General features: G+C 66.5%; 20 protein-coding genes. 10 read left to right on the top strand and 10 right to left on the bottom strand.

Annotated features, from left to right (window positions below; translation table 11 throughout):
- Positions 1-98: 98 nt before the first annotated feature.
- From ABN028_RS28745 to ABN028_RS28725, 5 genes are all read right to left on the bottom strand, one after another.
- Positions 99-2468 carry a chondroitinase-B domain-containing protein gene (locus tag ABN028_RS28745; RefSeq protein ID WP_349698779.1) on the bottom strand — a complete coding sequence of 790 codons (2370 nt, stop codon included), beginning with the start codon at positions 2466-2468 and terminating at the stop codon, positions 99-101.
- Positions 2469-3162: 694 nt separating this feature from the next.
- Positions 3163-3519: a PAS domain S-box protein gene (locus ABN028_RS28740; protein WP_349698778.1), complete on the bottom strand. Its 357-nt coding sequence runs from the start codon at positions 3517-3519 to the stop codon at positions 3163-3165.
- Positions 3520-3584: 65 nt separating this feature from the next.
- Positions 3585-4301 carry a DJ-1/PfpI family protein gene (locus ABN028_RS28735; RefSeq protein WP_349698777.1) on the bottom strand — a complete coding sequence of 239 codons (717 nt, stop codon included), beginning with the start codon at positions 4299-4301 and terminating at the stop codon, positions 3585-3587.
- 67 nt (positions 4302-4368) lie between these two features.
- The gene (locus ABN028_RS28730) at positions 4369-6168 is read right to left on the bottom strand and encodes an ATP-binding cassette domain-containing protein (RefSeq protein WP_349331824.1); all 1800 of its coding nucleotides are present in this window, start codon (positions 6166-6168) and stop codon (positions 4369-4371) included.
- Entirely contained in the window at positions 6168-8213 is a 2046-nt protein-coding gene (locus ABN028_RS28725; RefSeq protein WP_349698776.1) for an ABC transporter ATP-binding protein, read from the bottom strand. Before ABN028_RS28725 ends, ABN028_RS28730 begins: the two co-directional genes overlap by 1 nt.
- Between ABN028_RS28725 and ABN028_RS28720 the strand changes: the two genes are divergently transcribed.
- Positions 8172-9134: a GlxA family transcriptional regulator gene (locus ABN028_RS28720; protein WP_349698775.1), complete on the top strand. Its 963-nt coding sequence runs from the start codon at positions 8172-8174 to the stop codon at positions 9132-9134. The genes ABN028_RS28725 and ABN028_RS28720 overlap by 42 nt on opposite strands.
- A gap of 414 nt (positions 9135-9548) precedes the next feature.
- Here ABN028_RS28720 and ABN028_RS28715 read toward each other — a convergent pair whose 3' ends face one another.
- The 3 genes from ABN028_RS28715 to ABN028_RS28705 form a co-directional block, all read right to left on the bottom strand.
- On the bottom strand, positions 9549-10244 hold the full coding sequence (locus tag ABN028_RS28715) for a flavodoxin (protein WP_349331821.1): 696 nt from the start codon (positions 10242-10244) through the stop codon (positions 9549-9551).
- 269 nt (positions 10245-10513) lie between these two features.
- A complete protein-coding gene (locus tag ABN028_RS28710; protein WP_349698774.1) occupies positions 10514-11491 on the bottom strand; it encodes an aldo/keto reductase in 978 nt (325 codons plus the stop codon).
- Between the two features lie 3 nt (positions 11492-11494).
- Complete coding sequence (locus tag ABN028_RS28705; protein WP_349331819.1) at positions 11495-12379, bottom strand: helix-turn-helix transcriptional regulator; 885 nt, start codon at positions 12377-12379, stop codon at positions 11495-11497.
- A 114-nt stretch (positions 12380-12493) separates the two neighbouring features.
- On the opposite strand from ABN028_RS28705, the gene ABN028_RS28700 reads away from it, so the two are divergent.
- Positions 12494-13480, top strand: coding sequence for an aldo/keto reductase (locus tag ABN028_RS28700; RefSeq protein ID WP_349331818.1), 987 nt, complete (start codon positions 12494-12496; stop codon positions 13478-13480).
- A 771-nt stretch (positions 13481-14251) separates the two neighbouring features.
- Here ABN028_RS28700 and ABN028_RS28695 read toward each other — a convergent pair.
- Positions 14252-14749: an Hsp20/alpha crystallin family protein gene (locus ABN028_RS28695; RefSeq protein WP_349331817.1), complete on the bottom strand. Its 498-nt coding sequence runs from the start codon at positions 14747-14749 to the stop codon at positions 14252-14254.
- A 130-nt stretch (positions 14750-14879) separates the two neighbouring features.
- Positions 14880-15323 carry a DUF1931 family protein gene (locus ABN028_RS28690; protein ID WP_349698773.1) on the bottom strand — a complete coding sequence of 148 codons (444 nt, stop codon included), beginning with the start codon at positions 15321-15323 and terminating at the stop codon, positions 14880-14882.
- A 344-nt stretch (positions 15324-15667) separates the two neighbouring features.
- Here ABN028_RS28690 and dnaK point away from each other — a divergent pair, with 344 nt between their 5' ends.
- The 8 genes from dnaK to ABN028_RS28650 are packed head-to-tail and all read left to right on the top strand — an operon-like array spanning position 15668 to position 26376.
- On the top strand, positions 15668-17578 hold the full coding sequence (gene dnaK, locus ABN028_RS28685; RefSeq protein ID WP_349331815.1) for a molecular chaperone DnaK: 1911 nt from the start codon (positions 15668-15670) through the stop codon (positions 17576-17578).
- A gap of 5 nt (positions 17579-17583) precedes the next feature.
- Entirely contained in the window at positions 17584-18171 is a 588-nt protein-coding gene (locus tag ABN028_RS28680; RefSeq protein WP_349698772.1) for a nucleotide exchange factor GrpE, read from the top strand.
- A gap of 8 nt (positions 18172-18179) precedes the next feature.
- The gene (locus tag ABN028_RS28675) at positions 18180-19148 is read left to right on the top strand and encodes a DnaJ C-terminal domain-containing protein (RefSeq protein ID WP_349698771.1); all 969 of its coding nucleotides are present in this window, start codon (positions 18180-18182) and stop codon (positions 19146-19148) included.
- The gene (locus tag ABN028_RS28670) at positions 19145-19522 is read left to right on the top strand and encodes a chaperone modulator CbpM (RefSeq protein ID WP_349331812.1); all 378 of its coding nucleotides are present in this window, start codon (positions 19145-19147) and stop codon (positions 19520-19522) included. Before ABN028_RS28675 ends, ABN028_RS28670 begins: the two co-directional genes overlap by 4 nt.
- Positions 19504-22137 (top strand): ATP-dependent chaperone ClpB, encoded by a 2634-nt coding sequence (gene clpB / locus ABN028_RS28665; RefSeq protein ID WP_349331811.1) that lies wholly within the window; start codon positions 19504-19506, stop codon positions 22135-22137. Before ABN028_RS28670 ends, clpB begins: the two co-directional genes overlap by 19 nt.
- Positions 22138-22150: 13 nt before the next feature.
- Positions 22151-22633 (top strand): thioredoxin, encoded by a 483-nt coding sequence (gene trxA / locus ABN028_RS28660; protein WP_349331810.1) that lies wholly within the window; start codon positions 22151-22153, stop codon positions 22631-22633.
- 22 nt (positions 22634-22655) lie between these two features.
- Positions 22656-24371 carry an FAD-dependent oxidoreductase gene (locus ABN028_RS28655; RefSeq protein WP_349331809.1) on the top strand — a complete coding sequence of 572 codons (1716 nt, stop codon included), beginning with the start codon at positions 22656-22658 and terminating at the stop codon, positions 24369-24371.
- A complete protein-coding gene (locus ABN028_RS28650) occupies positions 24364-26376 on the top strand; it encodes an erythromycin esterase family protein (RefSeq protein ID WP_349698770.1) in 2013 nt (670 codons plus the stop codon). The genes ABN028_RS28655 and ABN028_RS28650 overlap by 8 nt, the downstream gene beginning before the upstream one ends.
- The last annotated feature ends 22 nt before the right edge of the window (positions 26377-26398 follow it).

Genomic DNA, 26398 nt, shown 5'->3' with positions numbered 1-26398 from the left:
CGCTAGGGCGGCGCACACCGCAACCGCCGGACGTCTCCAGAATCTTTGCGTCATTGCAATCCTCTCAATATTCCGATTGGTGCTGGTGCCAAGCACCATCACCGGCGTCCGGTCGGATTCTCTGCGTGGGTGAGGGTTTCCCAGCCGAGGAAGTGGCTCGGCCCGGTCGGTCGCAGATCCCTTTCGATCAGGTCACCGGTCAGCGGCAGGTTGACCGCGGCCCGGTTCTTGTAGTGGTTGTAGGCAACTTCGAGCGTTGGCCCGAGACCAACGTCCGCGGTCCCGGAGCAGAGCCAGTCGGGGATCTCGGCGCCCAGGTCGTAGGCCGCGTGGAACTCCATCGCCTTCGTCAACCGCTCCTTGACACCGCCATAGAGGCCGAGGCCCTGGATCCGCGCGGTTTCGGCCACGTGGGCGGTGGCGGCGATGCCCCAACCGACGTAGTGGAATCGCCGACAGGTCTCCTGTGACAGGCCGTCGACGAATGTGTCCTGCCCCTGCCAGTACGCGATCAGCTCTTCCGGCGTGTCTTTGGTGCCATCCGGTGGAGGCACCGGCAGCGGACCGTCGGACTCCAGATAGAAGTACGCCGGAACCCGACGCTTCCAGATGTCGACCGCGGTGTTGAAGGACTCCCGATCGTCGAGGAACACCGAGATCCCCACCGCGGCGTCCAACATGATGAGCTCCCAGTTGCCGTTGTAGTTCGGCCGCCGGTCGACCAACGCCTGCGGCAGGTGCACATCGCGAAGCATGCCGGCAAAGCGGTCCACCCGATCCGCCGGCCAGCCGCCGTAGGTGTGCTTCATCAGCTCACCAGCCCGTGCGAACGACGCACCCGACCAGCCCGCCTGCAACGGCGCGTTGTGCTCGGTGTGCCCTTCGAGAGCCGCTGACCAGGCATCGAGGATCTCGATCGCCTTCTCCGCATGCCGGGCGTCACGGGTGATGTACCACAACAGCCCATGGGTATACGCGGCAAGCGCGTCCTCACGCTCGTCCACGCAACCCAGATTGGGATTGGAGTACGGCCCGCATTCGACAAGCGCCCGTGGGCGCGGCTCCCACGCCAACGAGGCGAACTTGCTCGCCCGCATCTGCTCGTAGGCCGTCGCCCACGGCTCGGCACCCTCGTCGACCTTGGACCGCACGAAGTTCAGCTGATCCCTGCTCACGAGCACACCTGGATGGACGAAAGGCTTCGCCCGCGCCCGCGGACCCACGTCGCTTGTCGAGAGCGGCGCCGGTGCGGCTACGCCGGCGGCCGGTTCAGCCGCTCCGGCCTCGCTGTTCGTCGCTTCCGTCGCTACCGCATCCTCACTGTCCGCTGCTTCTGTCGCTGGCACCGAGCCGGTCTGGTCGATCACCCGGAACCACTCCGGCGGCGCTGAGATCCCGGCGGTGGCAGTACCGCGCAGCTGGAGGATGTTGTCTTTGTAGATTGGATTGATCGGCTCGATCCGCATGTCCATCCCCATGCCGGCGTAAGCCCGCACGAGGTTCTGGCGGAAGGTCATGTCAACCGGCGGCAGCGGCCGGTGGTCGCCGATCTGTACGCCGTTCGTACGTCCGATGAAGGTGTTTCGGTAGATGTTCGGCCGGAAGACCTGGGCGTTGCTGAATCCCTCGCCGCGCGGCGTGCCGTTGCCGACAATTAGCGGGGCGCCTTCGGTATCGACATAGTTGGCGTAGATTTCGTGGTCCTCTTCGTAGAACCTGATTCCGCCGGAGCCTTCCTTGCCGTCACCGAGAATCGTGTTGTGGTGAACGACATTTCGGTTGCCTGCCCGCAACACGATCATGCCTTTGGAGGACCGGACCGTGTTGTGGCGGATGACATTGCTCGACGACTTCACCGAGATCACCTCGGCGTCACCATCGCAGCCGTCGAAGAGGTTGTGCTCGACGATGCTGTAGGTGTCGGTGTAGTCCGCCCACGCGCCGCCGCCACCGAGCACGATGCACTCACCACCTTGTGGCCCAGGCTCCACTCCGTGGAAGTAGTTGTGGTCGATCCGGGTGTGCTTCGCGAGGTTCGGGTTGGTGCCATGCACCATGATGAAGCGCCCCTCCTGCCCTCGCGGCCCGAAGTCGGAGTGGTCGATCCGGTTGTGCTCGTTGTAGTCGCCGGTCAGATGGACGACCTCAGAACCGCCCGGTCGCTCCGGAAAGGTCCAGTTGGTGATCCGGCAGCGCCGACAGTCGACGATCCGAACGTTGCCTGTGCTCGTCCACGTCATTCCGTCGAGAACGACGTGCTCCGACCCGCGGAGTTCCAGCGTTCCGGAGGTGAAGACTGCCTTGCCTCGGCTGCTGGCCACGATGCGTACCGGCGAACCCGGTATGCCGGTAGCCGTGATCGTCGAGGCCACATACGTGCCGTCCTCCAGCACAATGCAGTCGCCGGACTGTGCGTCATCGACCGCTGCCTGAAGGCCCGTGGTGTCTGTGACATCTACGGTACGCACGCAGCCGTCTTTCGCTGCGGCGGTTTCCGGTGCGGCCGCGGGACCTGTTGCTCCGGCAGTTCCCACCCCCGTCAAGGTTGCCGCGAGAGCACTCAATGCCAACAGTGCAGAGCGGAGTTTGATCCTCAGCATCGTCGAGTCCCCTAGTCGATGAAGTACTGCCCGCCTGGACAATGGGCGGTTGGTGACCCGGCGTGTGTCCTTCATTCGTTCGTGTCCCTTCCGCGTGGACCGCGTGCATCGCCCGGTCGTCAGCCCGGCTGGAGAGCGCTTACCTCCCTTGGTCGACGGTCCCGCTCGAAGCTGCGGGGTTGCCGACGGCCGACTCACCTCACGGCTGGATCGCTCTGCGTCCCCATGGCCGACTACGTGCGCGAACTGCGCGTTCGATGTTCGGAAGATCACACAGTCGTTAAGGATGCGGACTCGGTCAAGCGTGGCGGGCAACTATGGCCATCTTGTCTCGGTATTTGGCCGACAGTGTTCGATATCGCAAGATGCCGGCGGCGATCGCGGTGCAGTCGCTTGCCACCCGACCCCGGACGTGAGACCCCATGGCAGCGGAGGAGCGCCGGTCGCAGATCCTTGACCTGGTTCGTGCCGCACTGCTGATGGTCCTGATGCCTGGCTGCAGAAGCAAAGCCCGACTTGGACGTACTCACCAAGGAGGTCAGGCGGGACGGCAACAGGCTTGTCAGAGGGCTTCGATCGAGGCCGAGGGACCTTCGTCCGGGCTGAAGGCGGAGAACGCTCCAGCAACTCGGCTGCGGCTGTCATGAATAACGTGCAGGTGAACCTCGACTCGGATCGTCTGGCCGTCCTTGTGGTGCGCCGGTACATTGAACGATCCGTGGTCGACGACACCGTCCGCCAGATCCATCGCTGCGTGATAACCGATCCAGTGACGCTCTCGATAATCCGGCGGAACGATGAGGTCCAAGGTGGCTCCGAGAGCCTCTGACTCGCTGAACCCGAACAGTTCGACCATTCCAGAGCTCCAGTACCGGATCACTCCAGAGGGATTTGCAAAAACCACTGCATGGCTTGCCATGAAGGACCCCTTTCGCGAGGAGTAGGGGGAAGATCTGTAGATCGCAGGTCTCCCGGTGAGCGGGTTCACCTCTCAACTGCTTGTCCATCGCTCGCGACCTCCTCCGCAGAGACCCGGCCGACACTCCCGACCGGGCGCCGACGCTGTGGTGATTGCCAAAGGGAGACCATGCTCTGGAGCCGGTTCATGACGGCCTGCGGCGCATTGGTGGGGGATCCGGCGTCGAAGGGCGGCTGTGGGTCGTACTCAAGGCTCAGCTGGATGGACTGTGCGACCTCGGGCCCGCTCAGTCTGGCGGCGATCTCCAGCGCCAGGTCGATGCCGGCGGAGACGCCGGCGCCGGTGACGATCCGGTCCTGGAACACCACTCGCTGCTCGATGGGCTCGGCGCCGTACTCGCGCAACGCGTCATAGGCCACCCCGTGCGTCGTGGCCCGTCGTCCTCGCAACAGGCCGGCCGCCGCGAGGAGCAGCGCTCCAGTGCAGACCGACGCGGTGTAGATGGTGTGTTCGTGCGCCGAGCGAATCCAGTCGAGGATCGGATCGTCGTGGGTCATCTGACGGGTGACGTTGCCGCCGGGAACGAGCAGGACATCGGGTTCCGGCACGTCGTCGAAGGTGTGCTCGACGTCGATGTGCACCCGGCCGCCGGCGTCGGAGACCCGGCCCTTCCACGCGGCGCAGACGACGACCTCGGCGTCGGGCACGCCCGCGAACACCTGGTACGGGCCGATAGCGTCGAGGATGGTGGCCTTCGGGAACAGCGCAATGGCGACTTGCATGTTCTCTCTCCTTCGTTCGGCGATGATGCGACAGGTGTTGGCTGGTGGTCGCGAAGGCACGTTGGCATCAGCCTCGCTGTCCGTGTCGCGCTAGGTGTTCGACGTCGATCCACTCGGCGGACCCCCGGTCGATGCGGCTCAGCTCGATCTGCGCCGGGGCCGCATGAATGCGCCGCGGCCGGATCTCGCCGTGGTCGAGGCGGATGATCTGATCGGCGCGTGCGATGGTGGCTGGACGGTTGGAGACCACCAGCAACGTACGACCGGGGTCGGCGACCAGCCGGTCCCACAGACGGCTCTCGGTTTCGACGTCAAGGGAGCTCGAGACGTCGTCCAGTACGACCAGATCGGTACGGCGCACCAGGGCCCGAGCGATCGCAGTGCGCTGCACCTGACCGCCGGACAGCCGCACGCCACGCGCGCCGAGATGCGTGTGCAGTCCGGACGGCATCGACGCGACGTCCCGGTCGAGGACCGCTGTGTGTACGGCTGCCTGGAGGCCGCTTCGGTCCTCCTGACCGAGCATCACGTTGTCCTGCAGCGACTCGCTGAACAGTTGCGGTACCTGTGGCACGTACGAGGACCGAGGCGGCACCAGGAACTCGGCACGATCGGTGACCACAGCCTTGTTCCAGCACACCGTTCCGGCCTGGGCCGGCTGGAGCCCGAGAATGGCGCGGAGCAACGTGGACTTGCCCGCACCAGCTGGACCAGTCACGACGGTGAAGGTCCCGCGTTCAAGGGTCAGGCTCACGTCGTGGATACCGCGACCTGACGTCGGATACTTGGCGGTGAGCCCGGTGACTGTGAGCCGTTCTAATGCAGATCGCCCTTTGCGTGGCGTCGGCGGCTGGGGCTCTGGATCTCGCCAGGGCCGGTGGGCAACGAGCGCATCCGGTCGCGCAGCCGGAACGAGCGCGGCCATCCGGTCGATGGCGACGCCCGCTTGACGATGCCGGGCCAGCAGCTGACCGGCGTAGTAGGGGACCCAGACCAGGTTGCTGATGTAGCTGACGAACAGGGCTAGGTCTCCCACCGTGAAGTCTCCCCGATGCGTGGCAGGTATGGCCAGCAGCAGGACCGCCCCGATACTGACGTCCACGGACGCTCGGTTGAACCGTCCCAGTAGTTGGCTGAGGAGTTCGTCACGCAGCCCGGTGCGGCGACGGCGCTCGTTCGCGTCGGCGAGATGGCCGAGGATGCCGTTGTGGGCGTGGGCCGACTTCACCGCCAGTACGGCTCCGAATGCCTGGTTGAGCCGTGCCGTGACCGTTGCCGTTGTCCGCCGGTGTGCCGCTCGGTAGGCGCGGATCCGCTCACGCGCCAGCCTGGTCACGACCACCGTGACAACCAGAGGCAGTCCGACCGCCAGCGCGATGACCGGCTCGATGGATAGCATGATCGCCATGGAGCCGACGGTGAGTACCACCTTGCTGGCCGCGTTGATCGCGGTCTCGAGGAACGCGAGGAAGTCGTCAACATCGTCACGGAAGCGGCTCAGCGCCTCGCCCGGAGACACGGCCGTCGTTCCGGCGTCCGGTCCGCCACTGTGCAGCTGTGCGCGGAGCAGGTTGAGCCGCAACAGGCCGCCCATATGCTGCCAGCAACGTGCGCGTATGACGCCGCCCCACATCACGGCGGCGCGGGCAGCTTCTGCGCCCGCGAGCGCCGCGACGATCTCATACACGCCGAATCCCGCCGGCGCGGCACCGCTGAGCGCGTCGAAGACCTGCTGGAGCAGCCACCCGATGAGCAACGTCGAACTGGTCCAGGCAGTGAGTTGCACGAAGCTGAGGGAGAACAGGCCGAGCCGGTAGCGGGCGATCCGCCCAGTAGCCCGCCACACTGACAACTCTCGCTGGCTCATCACGGCATCCCCGAGGCACTTGCCTGCAAGGCGGCGAAACGGGAGCTGGAATCGTCGAGCAAGTCGTGGCGGGCACCGCGTTCGATGATGCGGCCCGCGTCGAGCATGACGATCTCGTCCGCCCGGTCGAGCGTGCCGAGGCGATGCGCGATCAGGATCGCCGTCCGCCCGGCGAGCAGCTTGTCCACCGCTCGCTCGATCCGTCCTTCGCTCTCCGGATCCAGCCGGGAGGTGGCCTCGTCCAGGACGACCAGACCCGGGTCGCGCAGGAAGACCCGAGCGAACGTCAACAGCTGGGCCTCCCCGGCCGACATGCCCGCGCCGCCAGGACCGAGCATGGTGTCCAGTCCTGCCGACAGGCCCCGATACCAGGGCCCGAGGCCCAGGTCGATCAGCACGCCGACCAGGTCGCGATCGTCGGCTCGATGCGTACCGAACAGCGTGAGGTTGTCGCGTACGGTCGCATCGAACACCTGCACGTCCTGCGTCACCAGCGCCACCCGTCGACGCAGGTCGGCCAGACGCACGTCACGTAGGTCGGTGTGCGCAACGCGTACGACCTCGTCGGCCGGAACGAGCAACCGCAGCAGCAGGCGTGTCAAGGTGGTCTTGCCACTGCCCGTACGTCCAACGACGCCGACCACCTTCCCGGGTTCAATGCGAAGGTCGATCTCGTGGAGGACCCTCGCGCCGTTCGGGTAGGCGAAGCTCACGCCAGATAGCTCCACGTCCAGAGGACCCGATGGCAACATGGAGCGGCCGGTGTCGCGTATCGCCGGCTGCTCGTCGAACAGCCGCTGGATGCGAGTGAAGCTGGCGACGGCTTCTTGGGCCACCTGCTGCTGCTCCGAGATCTGCTCGAGTGGGTCGCGAAGGAGGCTGGTGTAACGGAACAACAGGTAGACCGTTCCCAGGCTGATCGCCCCTGCCTGGAAGAGCATCGTTCCGGCCACCAGGCTCATGATCCCGCCCGCGGCGAAGAGCACCGCCGTGATGACCCACACGGCGCGCATCGCCATCGACGCGCGCATCGACGCGCGGACGAAGAAGCCCAACGTGCGTTGGAAACGGCGCACCGCGTAGTCACCGCCGCCGTTTGCACGCAGGTCATCCGCGCCGTTCAGCCGCTCCTCGATCGCACCCAACAACGTGGCCGAGGCGGCTCGACGCTCGATTGCTTCAGGTACGGCGAATTTGCGCAGGCCAGCGATCGCAAGAGACGCGGCGACCACGAAGCCGACCATGCCGAGCCCGACCCGCCAATCCTCGAGGAACACCACGGCCAGGACACCAAGGAGCGTGAGCAAGCTGCCGACGACCTGAACGACGAGCGAGGTCACGAAGGACGACACCGCGGTGACGTCCCCATCCGTACGTTCGATCAGCTCGCCGGGCGAATGCTCGTCGTGGAACGACAGGTCCAGCTCGAGGACATGGCGTGCGAGTTCCTCGCGTAGGGCGTTGGTGGCAACCCAGGCCAACCGCGTGCTTGCGTAACTGACAGCGACGGCCACCACATGATGGACCAAGGAGACGGCGAGGAAGCCGCCGGCGAGGAGTGCCAGCAGCGGCGCCGGTCTGGCGAGCACGGCGTTGTCGATGAACATGCGGAGGACCTGCGGACCCGCCAGCGGGAGCGCCGAGGTGGCCAGGACGAGCAGCCCAAGGCCGGCCAGTTGAGCATGCCGGCCCCGTGCCAGCACGGCGATCAGCGGCTGACGCCGCCATGGTGGAACGTCGCGATGGACAAGGTCTGCCGTGGTCATACTTCGACCCTGCCGGCGTCTCGGCGCGGCGTCCACGACGCGCATCCCACAGATCGCGCCATCCCACGGTGACGAGTCGTGCCGACAATGCAGGCGGGCCACCACTCGCCGCCCGCGGCGTTCTGCCCAGGTTCGGGCCAATTGAGGAGGCATCGTGCGGATAGCGATGGCGTGATGGCACGATCTGTGGGGTACGTGTCCTGGACGCCATCTACCCTCCAGGGTCAAACTGAAGCCATGAAGCCAGCTGGTGTCACGTTCGTGATCTTCGACGGTCATCAGACGCTCGACCTCGTGGGTCCATTCGAGGTGTTCGGCCATGCCGGGTACGAGCGCTTGGTGGTGTCCGGAAAAGACGGCCCGGTGCGTACGAGCAAAGGGCTGTCAGTCAACGCGGACCAGTCGGTGGCGACGGCGAGTCCGCGTCGCATCGGCACCTTGGTGGTCGCGGGCGGGGAGGGCGTGTTTGCGGCGCGGTCCGACCGGAGGCTGGTCGACTGGATCGCGACTGCCGCCAGGTCGGCCAAGCGGGTGGCGTCAGTCTGTAACGGTGCGTTTCTCCTCGCCGAGGCTGGGCTGCTGGATGGTCGCCGGGTGACCACGCACTGGAAGGAGGGAGAGCGGTTGGCGCGGGAGTATCCAGCCGTCGTCGTCGACTGTGACCCGATCTTCGTCCAGGACGGACGCTTCTGGACCTCCGCCGGCGTGACAGCGGGGATGGATCTCGCCCTCGCGCTCGTGGAGGCAGATCTTGGCGCGGAGGCGGCGCTGGATGTCGCGCGGGAGCTGAACCTCTTCCTGCGTCGTCCAGGAAGCCAGTCACAGTTCAGCGTGCCGTTGTGGTCGATCCAGCCGGAGAGCGACGCGATGCGCCGCGTCGTGGACGCGATCCACAGTGATCCCGGCGCGCGACACGCAATCGACGACCTGGCGTCACTGGCCGGGCTGAGCTCCCGACATCTGCAGCGACGATTCACCCGCGAGCTCGGCCTACCTCCGGCCGCGTACGTCGAACGAGTCCGCGTCGAGGCGGCCCAACGGAACCTGTCCGAGCGCGACGACCCGGTGGAGACAATCGCCCGGCGCTACGGATTCGGCACTGCCGAGACACTACGCAGAACATTCCACCGCCTGGTCGGCATCGCCCCGGCAGACTATCGAGCCCGATTCCGCACAACCAATCCACCCGATCGAGGCTGAACACGCGGAAGGACGACGAGACCAACGACTCGCGGACATCAACACAAGACCAGCCGACCCGCGACGCGTCACGTGCGGAGTGCCCATCCGGGTGGGGGACATGGTCGTCGACTTCGTCTGCCGACTGGCGAGACGCTTACGCGCGTAACGGACAGCAGTGCCGACTTCGATGGCGCAGGTTGATCCCCAGCAGGCGGCGGGAGCGGTGTGTACGTCGTCCGACGTGGGCATGGATCCGCTCCAGGGCGGATGCGGCGTGGAGATGTTCGCGCCCCTGGTCGACCCGGACGGTCGAGGAAGACGAAGGCGCGCCGTTCTTCAACAACACCACCAAGTACGTCGTGTCCTGCAGCCTTGGCAAGGACTTGAGCTCCTCGGCGAGGCTAGACAGTCTGTTGCTCGCCTCGACGGCATCTACCGGCCAGCCAACTGGTTCGTTTCGAGCCAGTTGTCGAGGTCCTCAGCAGCGTCGGGCACGTCTTCGCCGCGGATCGCGAGGCCCGTGGCCACTGTAGAGTCCGGAAGTGCGGTGCCGTAGTCGTCGTCGACGCCGCTCATGCCGCTGACGGCGTAGGTGACGAAGGGCAGGATGGTCTTGCCTTTGAGGTCGACCTTCTCAATGAAGGTTGACATGATCATGGGTGCTTGCATGTTCCACACAGGGCTGCCGATCAGCACGGTGTCGTAGCCGCTGGTGTCGGGTAGTTCTCTGGCAATGGCCGGCCTGTCGTCGGTGTTCTGTTCTTCGACGTTGCGTTCCACGGTCGGGTCGTAGGCCTCGGGGTACGGGTCGGCCGCGACGATCTCGTAGATGTCGCAGGCGACGCGCTCACCGATCATTTCCGCGAGCACCTTTGTGTTCCCGACCTCAAGGTCGCGCCTGCCGCCCTCCCAATAGTTCTCTCCTGCGCGGGAAAAGAAGACGAGCAGAATTCTGGATGCGGCTTCCTGGGGAGGAGTCGCGGCGGTGTCGGGTGATCTTTCCGACGGTGACGTTGGGCGTGGTGGTTGTGGGCTCTCGGGCGTGCATCCACTCAGCCAATCTGCGACCGCGACCCCGCCTGCGGCGAGGCTGGCACTGAGGATCGCCCTGCGGGTCAGGTCGGTCATTCGCGTTCGTTTCTTCAGGTGGGTGATCGGGCGGGACGATGAGGACGATGGCGGCGGCGAACAAGCGTTGGCGGCTGAGGGCTCGTCCGAGCGGGTGCCAAGCAGGCCCTGGAAATGTCTGTGCCTTGCAGGATCGGGCTCTGTCACTGCAGACGCACTGAGATGGTCGAGCCGCAGAACGACGCCCGTTCATGATGAGGCGCCCCCGCCAAGGTACGCCTTGGCCGTTGTCCTGCGCCGGTGGCAAGAGAGGATGCGCTACTGGCGATCTAGAAGTAGGTGGGTAGGCGGGGCAGGTAGGGCTGCTCGAGGGCGGTCACCTCGTCATCGGTGAGTTCGATGTCGAGAGCGGCAACGGCGTCTGCGAGGTGGTGGGGCTTGGTGGGCCCGACGATCGGCGCGGTGACGACGGGGTTCTTCAGCACCCACGCCATCCCGATCTGGGCCATCGACACGCCTCGCTGCTCCGCGATGCGTTGTACGGCGTCGACGATGGCCTGGTCGCTGGGGAGGAAGAGCGGCCGTCCGTACATGTCGACGTCCGGGCTGGTCGACGACCGGTTGGTGCCCGTCTCGCCCCAGGGGCGGGTCACCCGTCCGGCGGCGAGCGGGCTCCAGGGGATGCTGCCGACGCCTTGGTGGGCGAGCAGCCCGAACATCTCCCGCTCTTCTTCGCGGTGCAGCAGGTTGTACTGGTCCTGCATCGACACGAATCTGGTCCATCCGTGGAGGTCAGCGGCGTGTTGCATGGTGGCGAACCGCCAGGCCCACATCGACGACGCGCCGAGGTAGCGGACCTTGCCGGCCTTGACCACGTCGTGCAGCGCCTCCATGGTTTCCTCGACCGGCGTCTCGGGGTCGAAGCGGTGGATCTGGTACAGGTCGATGTAGTCGGTGCCCAGCCGGGTCAGAGACGCGTCGACCTGTTCCATCACGGCTCGGCGGGACAGGCCCGAGCCGCCCGGACCGTCACTCATCTTCTGGAACAGCTTGGTCGCCAGAACGACGTCCTCACGGCGGGTGTAGGACTTGATGGCTCGGCCGGTGATCTCCTCCGAACTGCCGTAGCCGTAGATGTTGGCGGTGTCCCAGAACGTGATGCCGAGTTCGACGGCCTGCCGGAAGATCGGCTCAGCCTGCTCGTCGTTCAGGGCCCACGGCATCCGTGAACCGTCACCGAAGCTCATGCAGCCGAGGGCGATCCGGCTGACCTTCAGCCCCGAGGATCCGAGTCGTCGGTACTCCATCTGTCATGTCCCTTCTGCGTTGGCGGGTTTGGTCTCGGGGGAGTGCGCCGTCGCGCTCCAGGCCGCCAGCAGCTCCAGCTGGTCCTCTGCTTGGCTGCCGGGTTCGGCGGTGTAGGCGATCATGGTCAGCCCGTCGCCGGGCAGCTCGAGGGCATCACCGGTCAGCTCGATCTCCCCGACGATCCGGTTCGCCAGCCGTTTGCGGGACGTGCGGTGCAGGCGTACGTCGTGACGTGCCCACAGCACGGCGAACCCGTCACTGCGGGTCGTCAGCTCACCGATCAGGTCACTCAGCCCGCGATCCGACGGGTCCTGGCCAGCCCTGCTCCGCAGGGAAGCCACCATGTCCCGGGCGATCGTGTCCCAGTCCAGATAGAACGCTTTGGCGTACGGATCGAGGAACACGAACCGGGCGAGGTTGAAGGGCAGGGCGTCCCGGGTCAGTACGCCGTCGAAGAGGACCAGGCACAGCTCGTTGGCGGCCAGGAGGTCCAGTCGTGCGTTTCGCAGGTATGCCGGCGTCCCGGTCATCCCGTTCAGGATGCCGAGCAGCGCCGGCCGGACCCGGGTCACCGCCGGCTTGGTCCGACGCGCTCGGGAAGCGGGGGCCGACGCCGACCTGGCGAGGTCGAACAGGTGCTGCCGCTCTGCCTCATCCAGCTGCAAAGCTCGCGCGATCGCCTCCAGAACCGAGTCCGAGACGCCCGACAGGTCGCCCCGTTCGAGTCGGGCGTAATAGTCGAAACTCACCCCTGCCAGCGAGGCGACCTCCTCGCGCCGCAGTCCCGGGACCCGCCGCTTCTTCCCGAAGGTCGGCATCCCGGCCTGCTCGGGCGTGATCCGGGCCCGGCGGCTGACCAGGAAGTCGTGCACGGTCTGACGGTCCATACCTCGACGCTACGGGCCGCCCACCACGCCGAGGAAGGTACTGCCAGTGCCTGTTTCATCGCTAAGCCGGGTCCTACCGTCGAGCAGGTGCCCGAACCCGCAAGGAGCAGAACCATGATCAAGCGCACCCTCGGCAGCAGCGGACTCGAGGTCTCCGCGCTCGGACTCGGCTGCATGGGGCTCAGCCACGGCTACGGCCCCGCCGTCGACGAGTACGACGGCATCGCCCTCATCCGCGCCGCCGTCGACCTCGGCGTTACTTTCTTCGACACCGCCCAGGTGTACGGCCCGTTCATCAACGAAGAACTCGTCGGCAAGGCCCTGGTGCCCGTTCGCGAGCAGGTCGTCATCGCCACCAAGTTCGGCTTCTCCTTCGACGTAGACCGGCGTAACGGACTGAGCAGCCGGCCCGAGCACATCAGGGCGACCGTCGAGGATTCCCTCCAACGACTGGGCGTGGACTGCATCGACCTGCTCTACCAGCACCGTGTCGATCCCGACGTACCGATCGAAGAGGTTGCCGGTGCCGTCAAGGACCTCATCGCCGCCGGCAAGGTCACGCACTTCGGCCTTTCCGAAGCCGGCGTCGACGTCATCCGACGCGCCCACGCCGTCCAGCCCGTGACGGCCTTGCAGAGTGAGTACTCGCTGTGGTGGCGCGAACCCGAGGTCGAGATCCTGCCGACCCTGGCCGAGCTCGGCATCGGGTTCGTACCGTTCAGCCCGCTCGGCAAGGGTTTTCTCACCGGTGCGATCGCCAGCACGACATCCTTCGCCGACTCCGATGTACGCAACGTCCTGCCGCGATTCACCGAACAGGCCCGCACCGCCAACCAATCCCTCGTCGACCTGGTGGTGGCGATCGCGGCGCGGACCGGAGCTACGGCTGCGCAGGTGGCGCTGGCCTGGCTACTGTCCCAGCATCCTTCGATCGTCCCCATCCCCGGCACAACCAAGGTCCAGCGCCTGCAAGAGAACGCCGACGCCGTCGACATCGAACTCTCACCTGACGACCTCGAAGAACTCGCCGACGACTCCGCACAGGTCGACATCCACACAGACCGCTACCCCTCGCACATGCAGAAGTGGATCAACCGCTGACGTCATGAGGCAACTTCGCCTACCCGTCGCCATGGTCGGTCGGCAAGAGCTTCCAAGCTGGAGCGCAGGGGATCGTCGTCGGCTGGCCAGAGCACGCGACGCAGAGAGCGAGGACCGCCCGACCACGGACGCATTGAATGCAATGGCCACGACCAGGTTCAGACGCGTCTACGCCGATTCCTGCGCCGGGGCATCGACGAGATCCAGGTCTCGGTGACCGCACTCGAAGAGCACTACACCCCCGCACCCCCACCTACTACGGCGGCCAGACCCCCTACGGAGCCTGAAGACCAGACCACGCGTATGTCGCTGACATGCTCCACTTCATGCCGTCGCTGGTCCGGGTTCTGACGCTCAACGTCAACGGGACGTGCGGTGGGAGCCCGCGACTGCGGACGCATTGGACGCAATGCCCACAACGCTGCGGCAACCTTCCGCTTCCAAAATCAGCCGCTTGCATGCCATTGACCGGGCACGATGCTGCCGGTGGTCTCAGTTTTCGGGCCTCGTGGTCTCAGCTATTTCAGGCCCGACGGGCGATCGCTGGAGACCTTGCAAGCCGCTGACCTGCGGAAATGTGTGGGCAGGGGCGGGATCGAACCACGTGGCTGTCCGCAGGGGCACGCGTGAACACCGTCGACCGGGATGGCCGACGACCGGGTTCCAGCCCCAATCGCCTCGTCAAGTGCTGGGGGAGACGGTCATAGCGTCGATCGACGACAGTCTGATCAGGTCTCCAAAGGAGTCGGCTGGGAGGCGGCTGGTTGCGGATCAGCGCTGTCTGGGCTGCGTCTGGTGGCTCGCCTCCTGCTCGCGGTGCTGACCGGAGCCTTCCGCCGTACGCTGGACGGGAATTGAACGCGGCTTGGCACGTTCCTCGCGGACTGGTACGGACACCTCAAGGACCCCTGCGTCGTACCGTGCATTGATCTGGTCCTCGTCGGCGCCCTCGGGAAGGACGACGCGCCGTTCGAACTGGCCGTAATGGAACTCGGTCGTGCCGCGCTCGTGCTTCTCTTCCTTGCGTTCGGCACGGATGGTCATGAGTCCGTTGTCGACCTCCACCGTGATGTCCTTATCCGGGTCTACGCCAGGCAGTTCCGCACGGACGGTGTAAGTACCGTCCTCGATGAACTGCTCGACCCTCATGCTTTGCGCGCCCTGAGTCATCGGCTGGTTCGCCCATGCCAGTGCTTCGGGAAGCCTCTCGGCCCAGTCGAGGAGATCGGGAAGTGTACGTCTTGCGGGGCCACGCCACACTGTCGTCATCGTTCTCATCTCCTTTCGTTCACCGCAAGCCGATCACGAGTGTCCAGGTGGCCTTAAGGGGCATGTGGCCCTCGCCGCCCCGGGCTTTCGCCTGCCGTACTGGTCGCGCCGAAGCGTCGCGTGTCGACAGTCAGACAAGCGTTCCGAAGATCTGGAAGACGCGTCGCCAGTGGTCGGTCTGCGGGTTCTTCAGGCCGGGATCGATGATTTTGAATGTACGCGCAAGGGCGAGGCTCAGACCGCCGGCGATCTCGGGGAGTCTGTTCTGGGTCCCCTCGCTGATGGCAGCATCCAGCGGTGGTCGGGCTGCGGTGAGCTGCTCCAGGATGGGAGCCAGCTCGATGTCCTCGTCCAGCTTGCGGAACCCATGAATGCTTTCCTGCAGCCCTTTGGTGAGGGGGAGGTCAGACGGCTGGATGATGTCACGTCCATTCGCGTTCGCGGTGGCTTGGCCGATGAGAAGGAGGTCGTAAATCTTCGTGTCCAGAAAGTCGTTGTATCGCTTGAGATCGTTCTTGTCGACGTCCAGACTAGCGGCGGCGCGGAAGAACCGCTCGAACCGGCTGACTCCCATGATTGGCATCTGACATCCCCCTTTGTCCTTGCTGGACGGAGTTTCCTTCCACCCAGATCGAGCCGACGGCGGGCTTGTGCATCGGCGTCGAAAGTTTTCCAACTCGAGGGCCAGGCATACTTTGCGCGAAGCTCGCGACGGAGTAACACTTGCCATCGTAAGGGCTGGTGGAGTCGTGACGTCGGTCGCGTGGAAGCGTGGTGAGCCTCGGGTTCCGCTCGTTCGAGGCGGCCTGGCGCCCGTCAGTCGGAGTCGGTTGCACAACCTGCGAAGCATCGACATCACGCCCGTCATGGAGTATTTCACCTGCTCTGACGGCACACTGCGAACAGGGATGGCACGACATGGCCACCGCAGTAGGCATCGATCTTGGTACGACGAACTCAGTGATTGCCGCGATGGAGAGCGGAAAACCCTCGGTGATCCCGAATGCGGAGGGATCGCGAACGACCCCGTCGGTCGTGGGGTTCACCGAACAGGGAGAACGACTCGTTGGCCAACTCGCGCGCCGGCAGGCGATTCTCAACCCCAAGGGCACCGTCTATTCGGCCAAGCGATTCGTTGGCCGGCGGTTCGAGGAGGTCGAAAGTGAGGCGCACGCCGTGTCATTCGACGTGGCCGAAGGTCCGGACGGCACGGCTCGTTTCAAGATTCGCGACAAGCTCTATTCTCCGGAGGAGATTTCCGCCCTGGTCCTGCGCAAGCTCGCCGAGGACGCGTCGAAGTATCTCGGTGAACGGGTACGAGAGGCGGTCATCACCGTTCCGGCGTACTTCAACGATGCGCAACGCCAGGCCACGAAGGACGCGGGCCGTATCGCCGGCCTCGAGGTGCTCCGGATCATCAACGAGCCGACCGCGGCGGCGCTCGCGTACGGACTGGACAAACGCGAACATGAGACGGTCCTGGTGTTCGACCTCGGCGGCGGCACCTTCGACGTGAGTCTCCTCGACGTCGGCGACGGTGTCGTGGAGGTCCGCGCGACCTCCGGCGACTCACACCTCGGTGGTGATGATTTCGACCGGCGGCTAGTCGACCACCTGGCCGAGGAGTTCCAGCGGACCGACGGCATCGACCTCCGGCGTGACCCGCAGGCGTTGCAGCGGCTGTTCGAGGCCGCGGAGAAGGCGAAGGTCGAACTCTCGTCGGTCACCCAGACCACGGTCAGCCTGCCGTTCATCACCGCCGACGCCAGCGGCCCCAGGCATCTGAACACGACGATCAGGCGGTCGTCGTTCGAGGAGCTTACCCACGACCTCGTGGAGCGGTGCACCCATCCGGTCCGGCAGGCGATGGAGGACGCCAAGGTCACCGCCGACGACATCGACGAAGTGATCCTCGTCGGGGGCGCCACCCGGATCCCGGCTGTACAGGCTCTGGTCCGGCGGTTGACCGGCGGCAAGGACCCGAACATGACCGTCAACCCCGACGAAGTCGTGGCACTGGGCGCGGCGATCCAGGCAGGGGTGCTCAAGGGCGAGGTGCGAGACGTCCTGCTGCTCGACGTCACGCCCTTGTCATTGGGCGTCGAGACGCTCGGTGGCGTGATGACGAAGGTCATCGAGCGCAACACGACGATTCCCGCCCGGCGGACCGAGACGTTCAGTACCGCGGACGACGACCAGTCCGCCGTCGACATCGTGATCCTGCAGGGCGAGCGCGAACGCGCGGCCGACAACCGCGTCCTCGGCAGGTTCAGATTGGAGAACATCCGGCCGGCGCCACGTGGCGAACCACAGATCGAGGTCACCTTCGACATCGACGCCAACGGCATCCTCAACGTCACGGCGCGCGACAAGGACACCGGCGCGGAGCAGCGGATCACCATCACAGAGAGCTCCAACCTCGACCGGAGCGAGGTCGAACGCATGGTGCAGGAGGCCGAGCAGCACCGGTCCGAGGACACGCGGCTCCGGGAGACGGTCGACGCCCGCAACGAGCTCGACACGATCGCCTACCAGGTCGAACGCCTCCTCGACGAGGTCGGTGACGCCACGCCGGAACACGAGCGGGCTCGCGCCCAGATGCTCGTCGCCGACGCCCGGCAGGCGGTCAAGGACCAGAGCGTGCCGCTCGACCGGCTGCGGTCGTTGACCGGTGATCTGCAGCAGGTGTTCCACGGCATGAGTGCCGCCGCTTCCGGTGCTTCCCGCCCCGGCGGTCCGGGCGCCGGTGGGCGTGGTGGGGACTCGGGCGCAGGGGAATCGGGTGGCGGGGACCATGACGTGATCGACGCCGAGTTCACGACGGACTGATCACCATGGCAGACCCTGCGCGACCGGACGCCACGGCGACGGAGGCTGGCGCGGCGATGGCGGACGACGACACCGCTGCTGTCAGGACCGCGGAGCTGGAGGAGCGCGTGGCGTTTCTCGAAGACCAGTGGCGGCGCGCCCTCGCTGATCTCGACAACGTACGTAAGCGGACCACGCGTGAGCTCGTCCAGGCACGCACCGACGAACGGACCCAGGTGGCGGCCCAGTGGCTGCACGTCCTCGACAACCTCGACCGCGCCCTCGAGCACGCGGGTGATCTCGAGCGCCCAGGCGGCGGCCAACATCCTCTCCTGGAGGGGGTCCGCGCGGTGCGAGACCAGGCCGTGGCACTTCTCGCAAGTCTCGGCTTCCCGCGTCAGGAGCCCGAGATGGGGGAGCGGTTCGATCCGAGGCGGCACGAGGCGGTGGCGACCACGCCGCGCAACGATGTGCCGGAAGGCGCCGTGGTCGGTGTCGTCCTTCCTGGATATGGCGAGGATGAGCGGCAGCTGCGGCCGGCTGCGGTGGTGGTGGCGACAGCCGCGGACGATGGCACCGCCGGCGGCATGTCCCGGCCGAAAGACGCGGGTTAGAGGTCCTCATGGCGCGGCGGGACTTCTACGAGGTGCTCGGGGTGCCCAGGACCGCGAGCCAGGAGGAGATCCAGCGGGCATACCGCAAGCTGGCCCGTGCCCATCACCCGGATGTCAACAAGGATCCCGAGGCCGAGGAGCGGTTCAAGGATATCTCCGAGGCGTACGACGTCCTGTCCGATCCGGACCTGCGCCGGCGCTACGACGCGTTCGGGCCCGACTTCCGCCAGGTTCCCGAGGGCATCGACCCGGAGACGTGGGCGCGCGCCCAGGCAGCCGGGCGAGCCCGTGCCGGCGCTGGCAGCCGGAGAGGGGCCGAGGGGGTCCGTTTCGGCGGACAGGAGGGCATGGACATCGACCTGGACGAACTGTTCGGCGGGATCTTCGGTGGGGCTGCCGGCCGCGGTTGGGGACCGATCCCTGGCGCCGATCAGGAAGCCCCGCTCGACGTCAGCGTCGACGAGGCGTACCACGGCGGCCGCCGCACCGTCACGCTGGCCGGTCCAGGTGGCACCCGCCGGGTCGATGTACGCATTCCGCCCGGGGTGACCAACGGCCAGCGGATCCGGGTCGCGGGTCAGGGCGGCCAGGGCAGTACGGGCGCACCGCCCGGTGACCTGTACTTCGTTGTAAGGCTGGCCCCAGATCGGCGGTACCGGGTGGAGGGCCGCGACCTCTACGTCGACCTGAGACTCGCGCCCTGGGAAGCGGCACTGGGGGCGACCGTCGCCCTGGACACGCCGGGCGGAGAAGCGAAGGTGACGATCCCGGCCGGCACGTCCAGCGGCCGCAAGCTCCGCCTGCGCGGACGTGGACTGCCGAACCCGAGCGGCCGGCCCGGCGACCTGTACGCCGAGGCGCGTGTGATGGTGCCGCCCCGGCTCACGGCCGAGGAGCGGCGGCTCTTCGAGGAGTTGGCCGCTTCGTCCTCGTTCAACCCACGCGACGGATCCGACTCGAGGAGGCGACGACGGTGACCTCTGCGCTCGTCCGGATCACCCAGGTCACGACGCGGACGGCCACGAGACCCGACCGCAGACCGCTGCTCGATCTTGATGCGTTCGCTCGCGAATGCGGCGTCCATCCCGAGCTGGTCGGCCGGATGGTACGGCTCGGCCTGCTCGAGGCCACGACGGGACCGGACGGCCGGCTGGTGCTGACCCGCGCCCAGGTGGCGCGGCTTGGTCGGATCAAGCGGTTGCACGCCCGCGCCTGCCTCAACTACGCCGCCATCGGCCTGGTCCTGGACCTGCTGGACCGCATCGCCGAACTGGAGGCGGAGCTGGCGATGACATCCCGACCGCCCCAACACAGACCAACCGGAGGCCGCTCATGGATCCGAACCGACTGACGCAGAAGTCCCAGGAAGCCCTGCACGACGCGCAGACGGCGGCGCTCCGCCTCGGCCATACCGAGGTCGACGGCGAGCACCTGCTCCTGGCGCTGCTGGATCAGCCCGACGGACTCGTACCGCGACTGCTCCGCCAGGCCGACGCGGACCCGGAGGCGCTGCGGTCGGACGTGGAGGCAGAACTCGGCCGGCGCCCTCGCACGACCGGGCCGAGCGCCCAACCGGGACAGGTCTTCCTCACCCAACGCCTCGGCCGGCTGCTCGAGGCGGCCGACCGGGAAGCACACCGCCTCAAGGACGAGTACGTTTCGGTCGAGCACCTCGTCATCGCGTTCATCGACGAGGGAACGGCGACGGCGGCCGGCCGGCTGATGCACAACCAGGGACTCAGCAGGGACAGGTTCCTGTCCGCGCTCACGACGGTCCGCGGCAGCCAGCGGGTGACGTCGGCGAGCCCCGAGCAGGCGTACGAAGCCCTGGAGAAGTACGGTCGCGACCTGGTGGCCGACGCGGCGGCCGGCAGGCTCGACCCGGTGATCGGCCGGGACGCGGAGATCCGTCGGGTGATCCAGATCCTGTCGCGGAAGACGAAGAACAACCCGGTCCTGGTCGGCGATCCGGGTACGGGCAAGACCGCCATCGTGGAAGGGCTCGCGCAACGGATCAACCACGGCGATGTCCCGGAAGGGCTGCGGGACAAGACGATCTTCGCCCTCGACATGAGCTCGTTGGTGGCCGGGGCGAAGTACCGCGGTGAGTTCGAGGAACGCCTGAAGGCGGTGCTTGCCGAGGTCAAGGCGTCCACTGGCAGGATCCTCCTCTTCGTCGACGAGGTGCATACCGTGGTCGGTGCGGGCGCGGCCGAAGGTGCGATGGACGCCGGCAACATGCTCAAGCCGATGCTCGCCCGTGGCGAACTCCACATGGTGGGCGCGACCACCCTCAACGAGTACCGCCGGCACATCGAGAAGGATGCCGCCCTGGAGCGCAGGCTTCAGCCGGTGCTCGTCAACGAGCCGTCGGTCGAGGACACCGTCTCGATCCTGCGTGGCCTTCGCGAACGGCTGGAGGTCTTCCATGGGGTGAAGATCCAGGACAGCGCCCTCGTCGCGGCGGTCGTGCTGAGCCACCGTTACATCGCCGACCGGTTCCTGCCCGACAAGGCGATCGACCTGGTAGACGAGGCGTGCGCAATGCTGCGGACGGAGATCGACTCGATGCCGGCCGAGCTCGACGAGCTCACCCGCCGGGTGACCCGGCTGGAGATCGAGGAGGCTGCGCTCGCCAAGGAGACCGACCCGGCCAGTCAAGTCCGCCTTGACGAGTTGCGTAAGGAACTCGCCGACTTGCGCGCCGAGGCCGACTCCATGCGGGCCCAGTGGGAGGCGGAACGCTACGCCTTGCGCCGGGTGCAGGAACTTCGGCAGGAGATGGAGCAGGTACGCCTGGAGGCAGAGCAAGCCGAGCGCGACTACAACCTCAACCGGGCCGCAGAGCTCCGCTACGGCCGGCTCGCCGAACTCGAACGCCGGCTGCACGCCGAGGAGGAGCAGCTGGCGGCCAAGCAGCACGGCCAGCGACTGCTGCGCGAGGTGGTGACGGAGGATGAGATCGCGTCCATCGTCTCGCGGTGGACAGGCATTCCAGTGACTCGACTGAAGGAGGGCGAGCGCGAGAAGCTGTTACGGCTCGACGAGATCCTGCACCAGCGCGTCGTGGGTCAGGACGAGGCCGTCCAACTGGTGGCCGACGCGATCATCCGCGCACGGTCGGGGATCAAGGACCCGCGGCGCCCAATCGGGTCGTTCATCTTCCTGGGCCCCACCGGCGTGGGAAAGACCGAGCTCGCCAAGTCGCTTGCTGCGGCACTGTTCGACACCGAGGACAACATGGTGCGTGTTGACATGAGCGAGTATCAGGAACGTCACACCGTGAGCCGGCTGGTCGGCGCGCCACCCGGATACGTCGGCTACGAGGAGGGTGGCCAACTCACCGAGGCCGTGCGCCGCAAGCCGTACTCCGTCGTGTTGTTCGACGAGATCGAGAAGGCGCATGCCGACGTCTTCAACGCTTTGCTCCAGGTGCTGGACGACGGCCGGCTCACCGACGCTCAGGGCCGCACGGTGGATTTCCGTAACACCGTCATCATCATGACGTCCAACGTCGGTTCTGAGTATCTCACCGAGAGCACGATTTCCGGCGGAGAGATCAGCACGCAGGCACGGGACATGGTCACCACACAGCTCCGGACACATTTCCGGCCGGAGTTCTTAAACCGGATCGACGAGATCGTGCTCTTCAAGCCGCTGACACAGCAGGAGATCGAGAAGATCGTCGACCTGATGTTCGACCAGCTCCGCGACCGGCTCGGCGAACGCAGGATCACTCTCGACGTCACCGAGGAGGCGCGCCGGTTCATCGCGCGCAGCGGCTACGACCCCACCTTCGGCGCACGGCCGCTGCGTCGGTTCATCGCGCGGGAGGTCGAGACCAGGGTCGGTCGGGCCATGCTGTCTGGCGACGTGCAGGATGGCGCGACCGTCCGCGTGGATGTCCGGGCTGATGAGATAACAGTCACGTACGAGAACCCCCAGGTCGCAGCGCACGCGGCCTGAGGAGGTGAGAACGATGCCCGCAGACAGCCACGCAACTATTGTCGCGTGCGAGCACTGTGGCCGGCGTAACCGCGTCCCGGCGGTCGCCACGGGCCTACCCCGTTGCGGAAACTGCCGACGCCCGTTGCCCTGGATCGCCGATGCCGACGACGAGACGTTCGACGATGCGGTCGAGGCAGCGCATGTGCCCGTGGTCGTAGACCTGTGGGCTTCCTGGTGCGCACCGTGCCGCACGGTCAGCCCTGTCCTGGAACAGATCGCCAAAGACCTTGCGGGACGAGTGAAGCTCGTCAAGATCGATGTCGACCAGGCTCCCGGCGTCTCCGAACGCTTCACGGTCAGGGCCGTCCCCATGCTGCTCCTCATGAAGGGGAGCAAGGTGATCGCCACCCAGACCGGCGCCGCGCCGGCCACAACGCTTCGCCGCTGGGTGGAGGACGGACTAAGAAAAGTGCCTGAATCCGCGGCTACTGGCGCCGGTCGGCGTACGCACTAGCCCCCTGCCGAAGGGGTCCTTGATGACCGATCCACGCACGCACCGGGAGACGCCCGACTTCTATGGCGCCTACCCGCGCCTGTCGCAGCCGCAGATCGACGCCCTGGCTGGGGGCGGGCAGCGGCGTCGGGTCGCGACTGGTGACGTGCTCTTCCGCGAGGGTGATGAGGGTTACGACTTCTTCGTCGTCCTGACGGGAATGGTCGCCAATGTCGAGGACTACGGCGTGGACCAGCACGTGATCAGTGTGCACGGGCCAGGCCGCTTCGTCGGCGAGTTGAGCGTATTGACCGGACAGCCAGCGTTCTTCACCGCTGTGGTGGTGGAGTCGGGGGAGATCCTTGCTGTTCCGGTGGATCACCTGCGGGAGGTCGTCTCCGCTGACCTCGCCCTCGGGGACCTTCTACTGCGAGCTTTTCTTCTCCGCAGGTCCATGTTGATCGGCCGCGGCGCGGGCTTCCGGATCGTCGGCTCCTGCTTCTCTCCGGACACCCGCCGGCTTCGAGACTTCGCCGTCCGTAACCGCCTGCCGCACCGATTCGTCGACCTGGAAAGAGATCCAGAAGCCGAGACGATGCTACGCCGGCTCGGCGTCGCGCCCAGCGAGACGCCGGTCGTCATCTGGCGTGGCCGTGAGGTCATGCGCAACCCCGACGACGCGGCGCTGGCTCGGCTCATCGGCGTTCGTGCGGTCGGTCACGGTGGCTCGCTCAGCGACTTCGTCATCATCGGAGCCGGTCCCGCCGGTCTGGCGGCGGCGGTCTATGCGTCGTCCGAAGGTATCGCCACCGACCTTCTCGACGCTGTTGCGACGGGCGGGCAGGCCGGCACATCACCGAGGATCGAGAACTATCTTGGCTTCCCGTCTGGTATCTCCGGTTCCGACCTTGCCGAGCGCGCCATCATCCAGGCACGGAAGTTCGGAACCGCTCTGCGGATTCCCGCCGGGGCCACAGCCCTGGAAGGCCATCCGGGGCACCACACCGTTCGGCTCGAAGATGGTAGCTCCATCACTGCGCGGACCGTCCTCATCGCCACCGGCGCGCGCTACCGCACACTTGGCCTCCCCCGGATCGAGGAGTTCGAGGGGACCGGCATCTACTACGCTGCGACCCAACAAGAGGCCCACTGGTGCCGCAACGACCCGGTAGCCGTCGTGGGCGGTGGCAACTCCGCCGCCCAAGCCGCCCTTCTCCTTGCTGACACTGCTCGATGCGTCCACCTGATCATCCGGGGTGGAAGCCTGGTGGCGCACATGTCCCGCTACCTCGCAGACCGGATCGAACGCACCCCATCGATCGAGACGCATCTCCGCACTGAGGTACGCGAACTGATCGGTGATCGCACACTCGAAGCGATCCTCGTCGAGCACGTGAAGTCGGGTGAACGCCAGTGCCTCGACGTGCGCGCTCTCTTCGTCTTCATTGGCGCGGCACCCCATACGGGATGGCTGACAGACCAGGTCGCCCTGGATAGCCATGGCTTCATCGTCACCGGCGCTGAGAGCCCGGCCAGCAGGAGCTTTGTGGACCAGACCGGCCGGTCGCCGTTCCTCCTCGAGACCAGCCGACCCGGAGTGTTCGCCGCCGGCGACGTACGCAGCGGATCCATCAAGCGCGTGGCTGCCGCGGTCGGTGAAGGGGCGATGGCAGTCCGGTTCGTGCACGAGCAGCTTGGGTGGGGCGGTCCAAGCGTCCCGGACGAACCTTCACAGACAACGGGAGGTAGCCATGCCTGATCGTCTCTTCCGAGACCGACGGGATGCCGGTCGCGCCCTTGCGGCACGCCTTGACCACTACCGCAACCGTCCGGGTGTGATGGTGCTCGGCCTGCCGCGAGGAGGCGTCCCGGTGGCGGATGAAATCGCCACCGCGCTCGGCGCTCCGCTTGACGTGTTCGTCGTACGCAAGCTTGGGGTTCCTGGACACGAGGAGATCGCGATGGGGGCCATCGCGAGCGGTGGCGTTGTCGTGCTCAACGATGACGTCATCCGCGGACTGGCGATCCGGCCGGAGGTCGTCCGACAGGTGGCCGAGTGCGAAGGTCGCGAGCTGCACCGCCGCGAAGTCGCGTACCGCGAAGGCCGCTCACTGCCGGACGTTACTGGCAAGACCATCATTCTCGTCGACGACGGCCTGGCGACCGGTGCAAGTATGCGGGCAGCCATCCAGGCGCTGCGGCAGCTCAACCCCGCCCGGATCGTCGTCGCCGTCCCGTCGGCACCGAAGTCGACCTGTGAGGAACTCACCGATCTCGTCGACGAGGTTGTGTGTGCGACTACCCCGACGCCATTCTTCGCCGTGGGTGCGTCGTACTGGGACTTCCGCCAGACGACCGACTCGGAGGTCCGCGAAGTCCTGCGGGCCGCGTCGACCACCGTGGGCGCGGGGCCGGGTGCGCAGGGGCCGCGGGAGGTGACGGCAGTCCGGTCCGACTCCTTGCCGGTCGAGGATGGGGTGCCACCGGACGACGTGCTCTTCGACCTGATCGGTGACGCCCACCTCGTTCTGATCGGCGAGGCCTCGCACGGGACCCACGAGTTCTACCGGGCCCGCGCCGATATGACCCGGCGGTTGATCGAGGAGAAGGGATTCTGTGCAGTCGCCGCGGAGGCAGACTGGCCCGACGCCTATCGGGTCAACCGATGGGTGCGTGCCCGAAGCGTGGATGCCAGCGCCGAAGAGAGCCTGCGCGGCTTCCAGCGCTTCCCGACCTGGATGTGGCGCAATGCTGTGGTACTCGACTTCGTAGGCTGGCTGCGCGAGTACAACTACCGAATGAGCGACGAGCCGTCCAAGGTGGGTTTCTACGGCCTCGACCTCTACTCGCTCTACCGGTCGATCGATGAGGTCATCGCCTATCTCGAACGCGTCGACCCCGATGCCGCCCAGCGCGCTCGGGTCCGCTACGCCTGTTTCGACCACGTGAGCGGCGAGGATGGACAGGCGTACGGTTATGCCGCGGCGTTCGGCGCCGGCCCGACATGTGAGGACGAGGTCGTCGAGCAACTCGTCGACCTGCGTCGCCACGCGCTGGACTACGCCCGCCGGGACGGGCTACTCGCCGAGGACGACTTCTTCTACGCGGAACAGAACGCGTGGACCGTGCGGGCGGCGGCCGACTACTACCGCAGCATGTTTTCCGGACGGGTGTCGTCGTGGAATCTGCGCGACCGCGCGATGGTACGGACGTTGGAGGCACTCGTCCAGCATCTCGGCACGCAGCGAGGAGAGTCGCCGCGGATCGTCTTATGGGCGCACAACTCCCACGTGGGTGACGCGCGCGCGACCGAGTCTGCGGCCCGCGGCGAGCTCACCATCGGCCAGCTCCTTCGCGAGCGCCATCCCGCTGACTGTCGCCTGATCGGGTTCACGACCTACGGCGGGACCGTGACCGCGGCGAACGACTGGGACGCCCCCGCCGACCGCAAGGTCGTACGGCCGGCCCTTCCCGACAGTATCGAGGAGTTGTTTCACGAGGTCGGGGAGAAGGAGTTCATACTCCCCGTCGGGCAACGAACGACCCGAGCTGCCGAGGTGCTGCGTTCGGCCAGGCTGGAGCGCGCGATCGGCGTGGTGTACCGGCCCCGGACCGAGCGGCAGAGCCATTACCTGCAGGCGCGGGTGACCGACCAGTTCGACGCAGTGATCCACATCGACGAGACACGCGCGGTGGAACCGATCGAACGGACGGCGCGCTGGGAGGCGGGGGAAGCCCCGGAAACCTATCCATTCGCCGTGTGAGGCATTTGTCGGAGGGATTTCG

Origin of the sequence: Actinopolymorpha sp. B17G11 (assembly GCF_040196095.1) — a bacterium.
Classification (GTDB): domain Bacteria; phylum Actinomycetota; class Actinomycetes; order Propionibacteriales; family Actinopolymorphaceae; genus Thermasporomyces.
Note: the sequence above shows the minus strand (reverse complement) of the source record. Positions and strands in the feature narration are given on the sequence as shown.

What these genes read in the sequence shown, in the direction of transcription:
- ABN028_RS28740 (WP_349698778.1), bottom strand. Translation starts at nt 3,519, where the DNA reads ATGGCAAGCCATGCAGTGGTTTTTGCAAATCCCTCTGGAGTGATCCGG.
- ABN028_RS28735 (WP_349698777.1), bottom strand. Translation starts at nt 4,301, where the DNA reads ATGCAAGTCGCCATTGCGCTGTTCCCGAAGGCCACCATCCTCGACGCT.
- ABN028_RS28730 (WP_349331824.1), bottom strand. Translation starts at nt 6,168, where the DNA reads ATGAGCCAGCGAGAGTTGTCAGTGTGGCGGGCTACTGGGCGGATCGCC.
- ABN028_RS28720 (WP_349698775.1), top strand. Translation starts at nt 8,172, where the DNA reads ATGAAGCCAGCTGGTGTCACGTTCGTGATCTTCGACGGTCATCAGACG.
- ABN028_RS28725 (WP_349698776.1), bottom strand. Translation starts at nt 8,213, where the DNA reads ATGACCGTCGAAGATCACGAACGTGACACCAGCTGGCTTCATGGCTTC.
- ABN028_RS28715 (WP_349331821.1), bottom strand. Translation starts at nt 10,244, where the DNA reads ATGACCGACCTGACCCGCAGGGCGATCCTCAGTGCCAGCCTCGCCGCA.
- ABN028_RS28710 (WP_349698774.1), bottom strand. Translation starts at nt 11,491, where the DNA reads ATGGAGTACCGACGACTCGGATCCTCGGGGCTGAAGGTCAGCCGGATC.
- ABN028_RS28705 (WP_349331819.1), bottom strand. Translation starts at nt 12,379, where the DNA reads ATGGACCGTCAGACCGTGCACGACTTCCTGGTCAGCCGCCGGGCCCGG.
- ABN028_RS28700 (WP_349331818.1), top strand. Translation starts at nt 12,494, where the DNA reads ATGATCAAGCGCACCCTCGGCAGCAGCGGACTCGAGGTCTCCGCGCTC.
- ABN028_RS28695 (WP_349331817.1), bottom strand. Translation starts at nt 14,749, where the DNA reads ATGACGACAGTGTGGCGTGGCCCCGCAAGACGTACACTTCCCGATCTC.
- ABN028_RS28690 (WP_349698773.1), bottom strand. Translation starts at nt 15,323, where the DNA reads ATGGGAGTCAGCCGGTTCGAGCGGTTCTTCCGCGCCGCCGCTAGTCTG.
- dnaK (WP_349331815.1), top strand. Translation starts at nt 15,668, where the DNA reads ATGGCCACCGCAGTAGGCATCGATCTTGGTACGACGAACTCAGTGATT.
- ABN028_RS28680 (WP_349698772.1), top strand. Translation starts at nt 17,584, where the DNA reads ATGGCAGACCCTGCGCGACCGGACGCCACGGCGACGGAGGCTGGCGCG.
- ABN028_RS28675 (WP_349698771.1), top strand. Translation starts at nt 18,180, where the DNA reads ATGGCGCGGCGGGACTTCTACGAGGTGCTCGGGGTGCCCAGGACCGCG.
- clpB (WP_349331811.1), top strand. Translation starts at nt 19,504, where the DNA reads ATGGATCCGAACCGACTGACGCAGAAGTCCCAGGAAGCCCTGCACGAC.
- trxA (WP_349331810.1), top strand. Translation starts at nt 22,151, where the DNA reads ATGCCCGCAGACAGCCACGCAACTATTGTCGCGTGCGAGCACTGTGGC.
- ABN028_RS28655 (WP_349331809.1), top strand. Translation starts at nt 22,656, where the DNA reads ATGACCGATCCACGCACGCACCGGGAGACGCCCGACTTCTATGGCGCC.
- ABN028_RS28650 (WP_349698770.1), top strand. Translation starts at nt 24,364, where the DNA reads ATGCCTGATCGTCTCTTCCGAGACCGACGGGATGCCGGTCGCGCCCTT.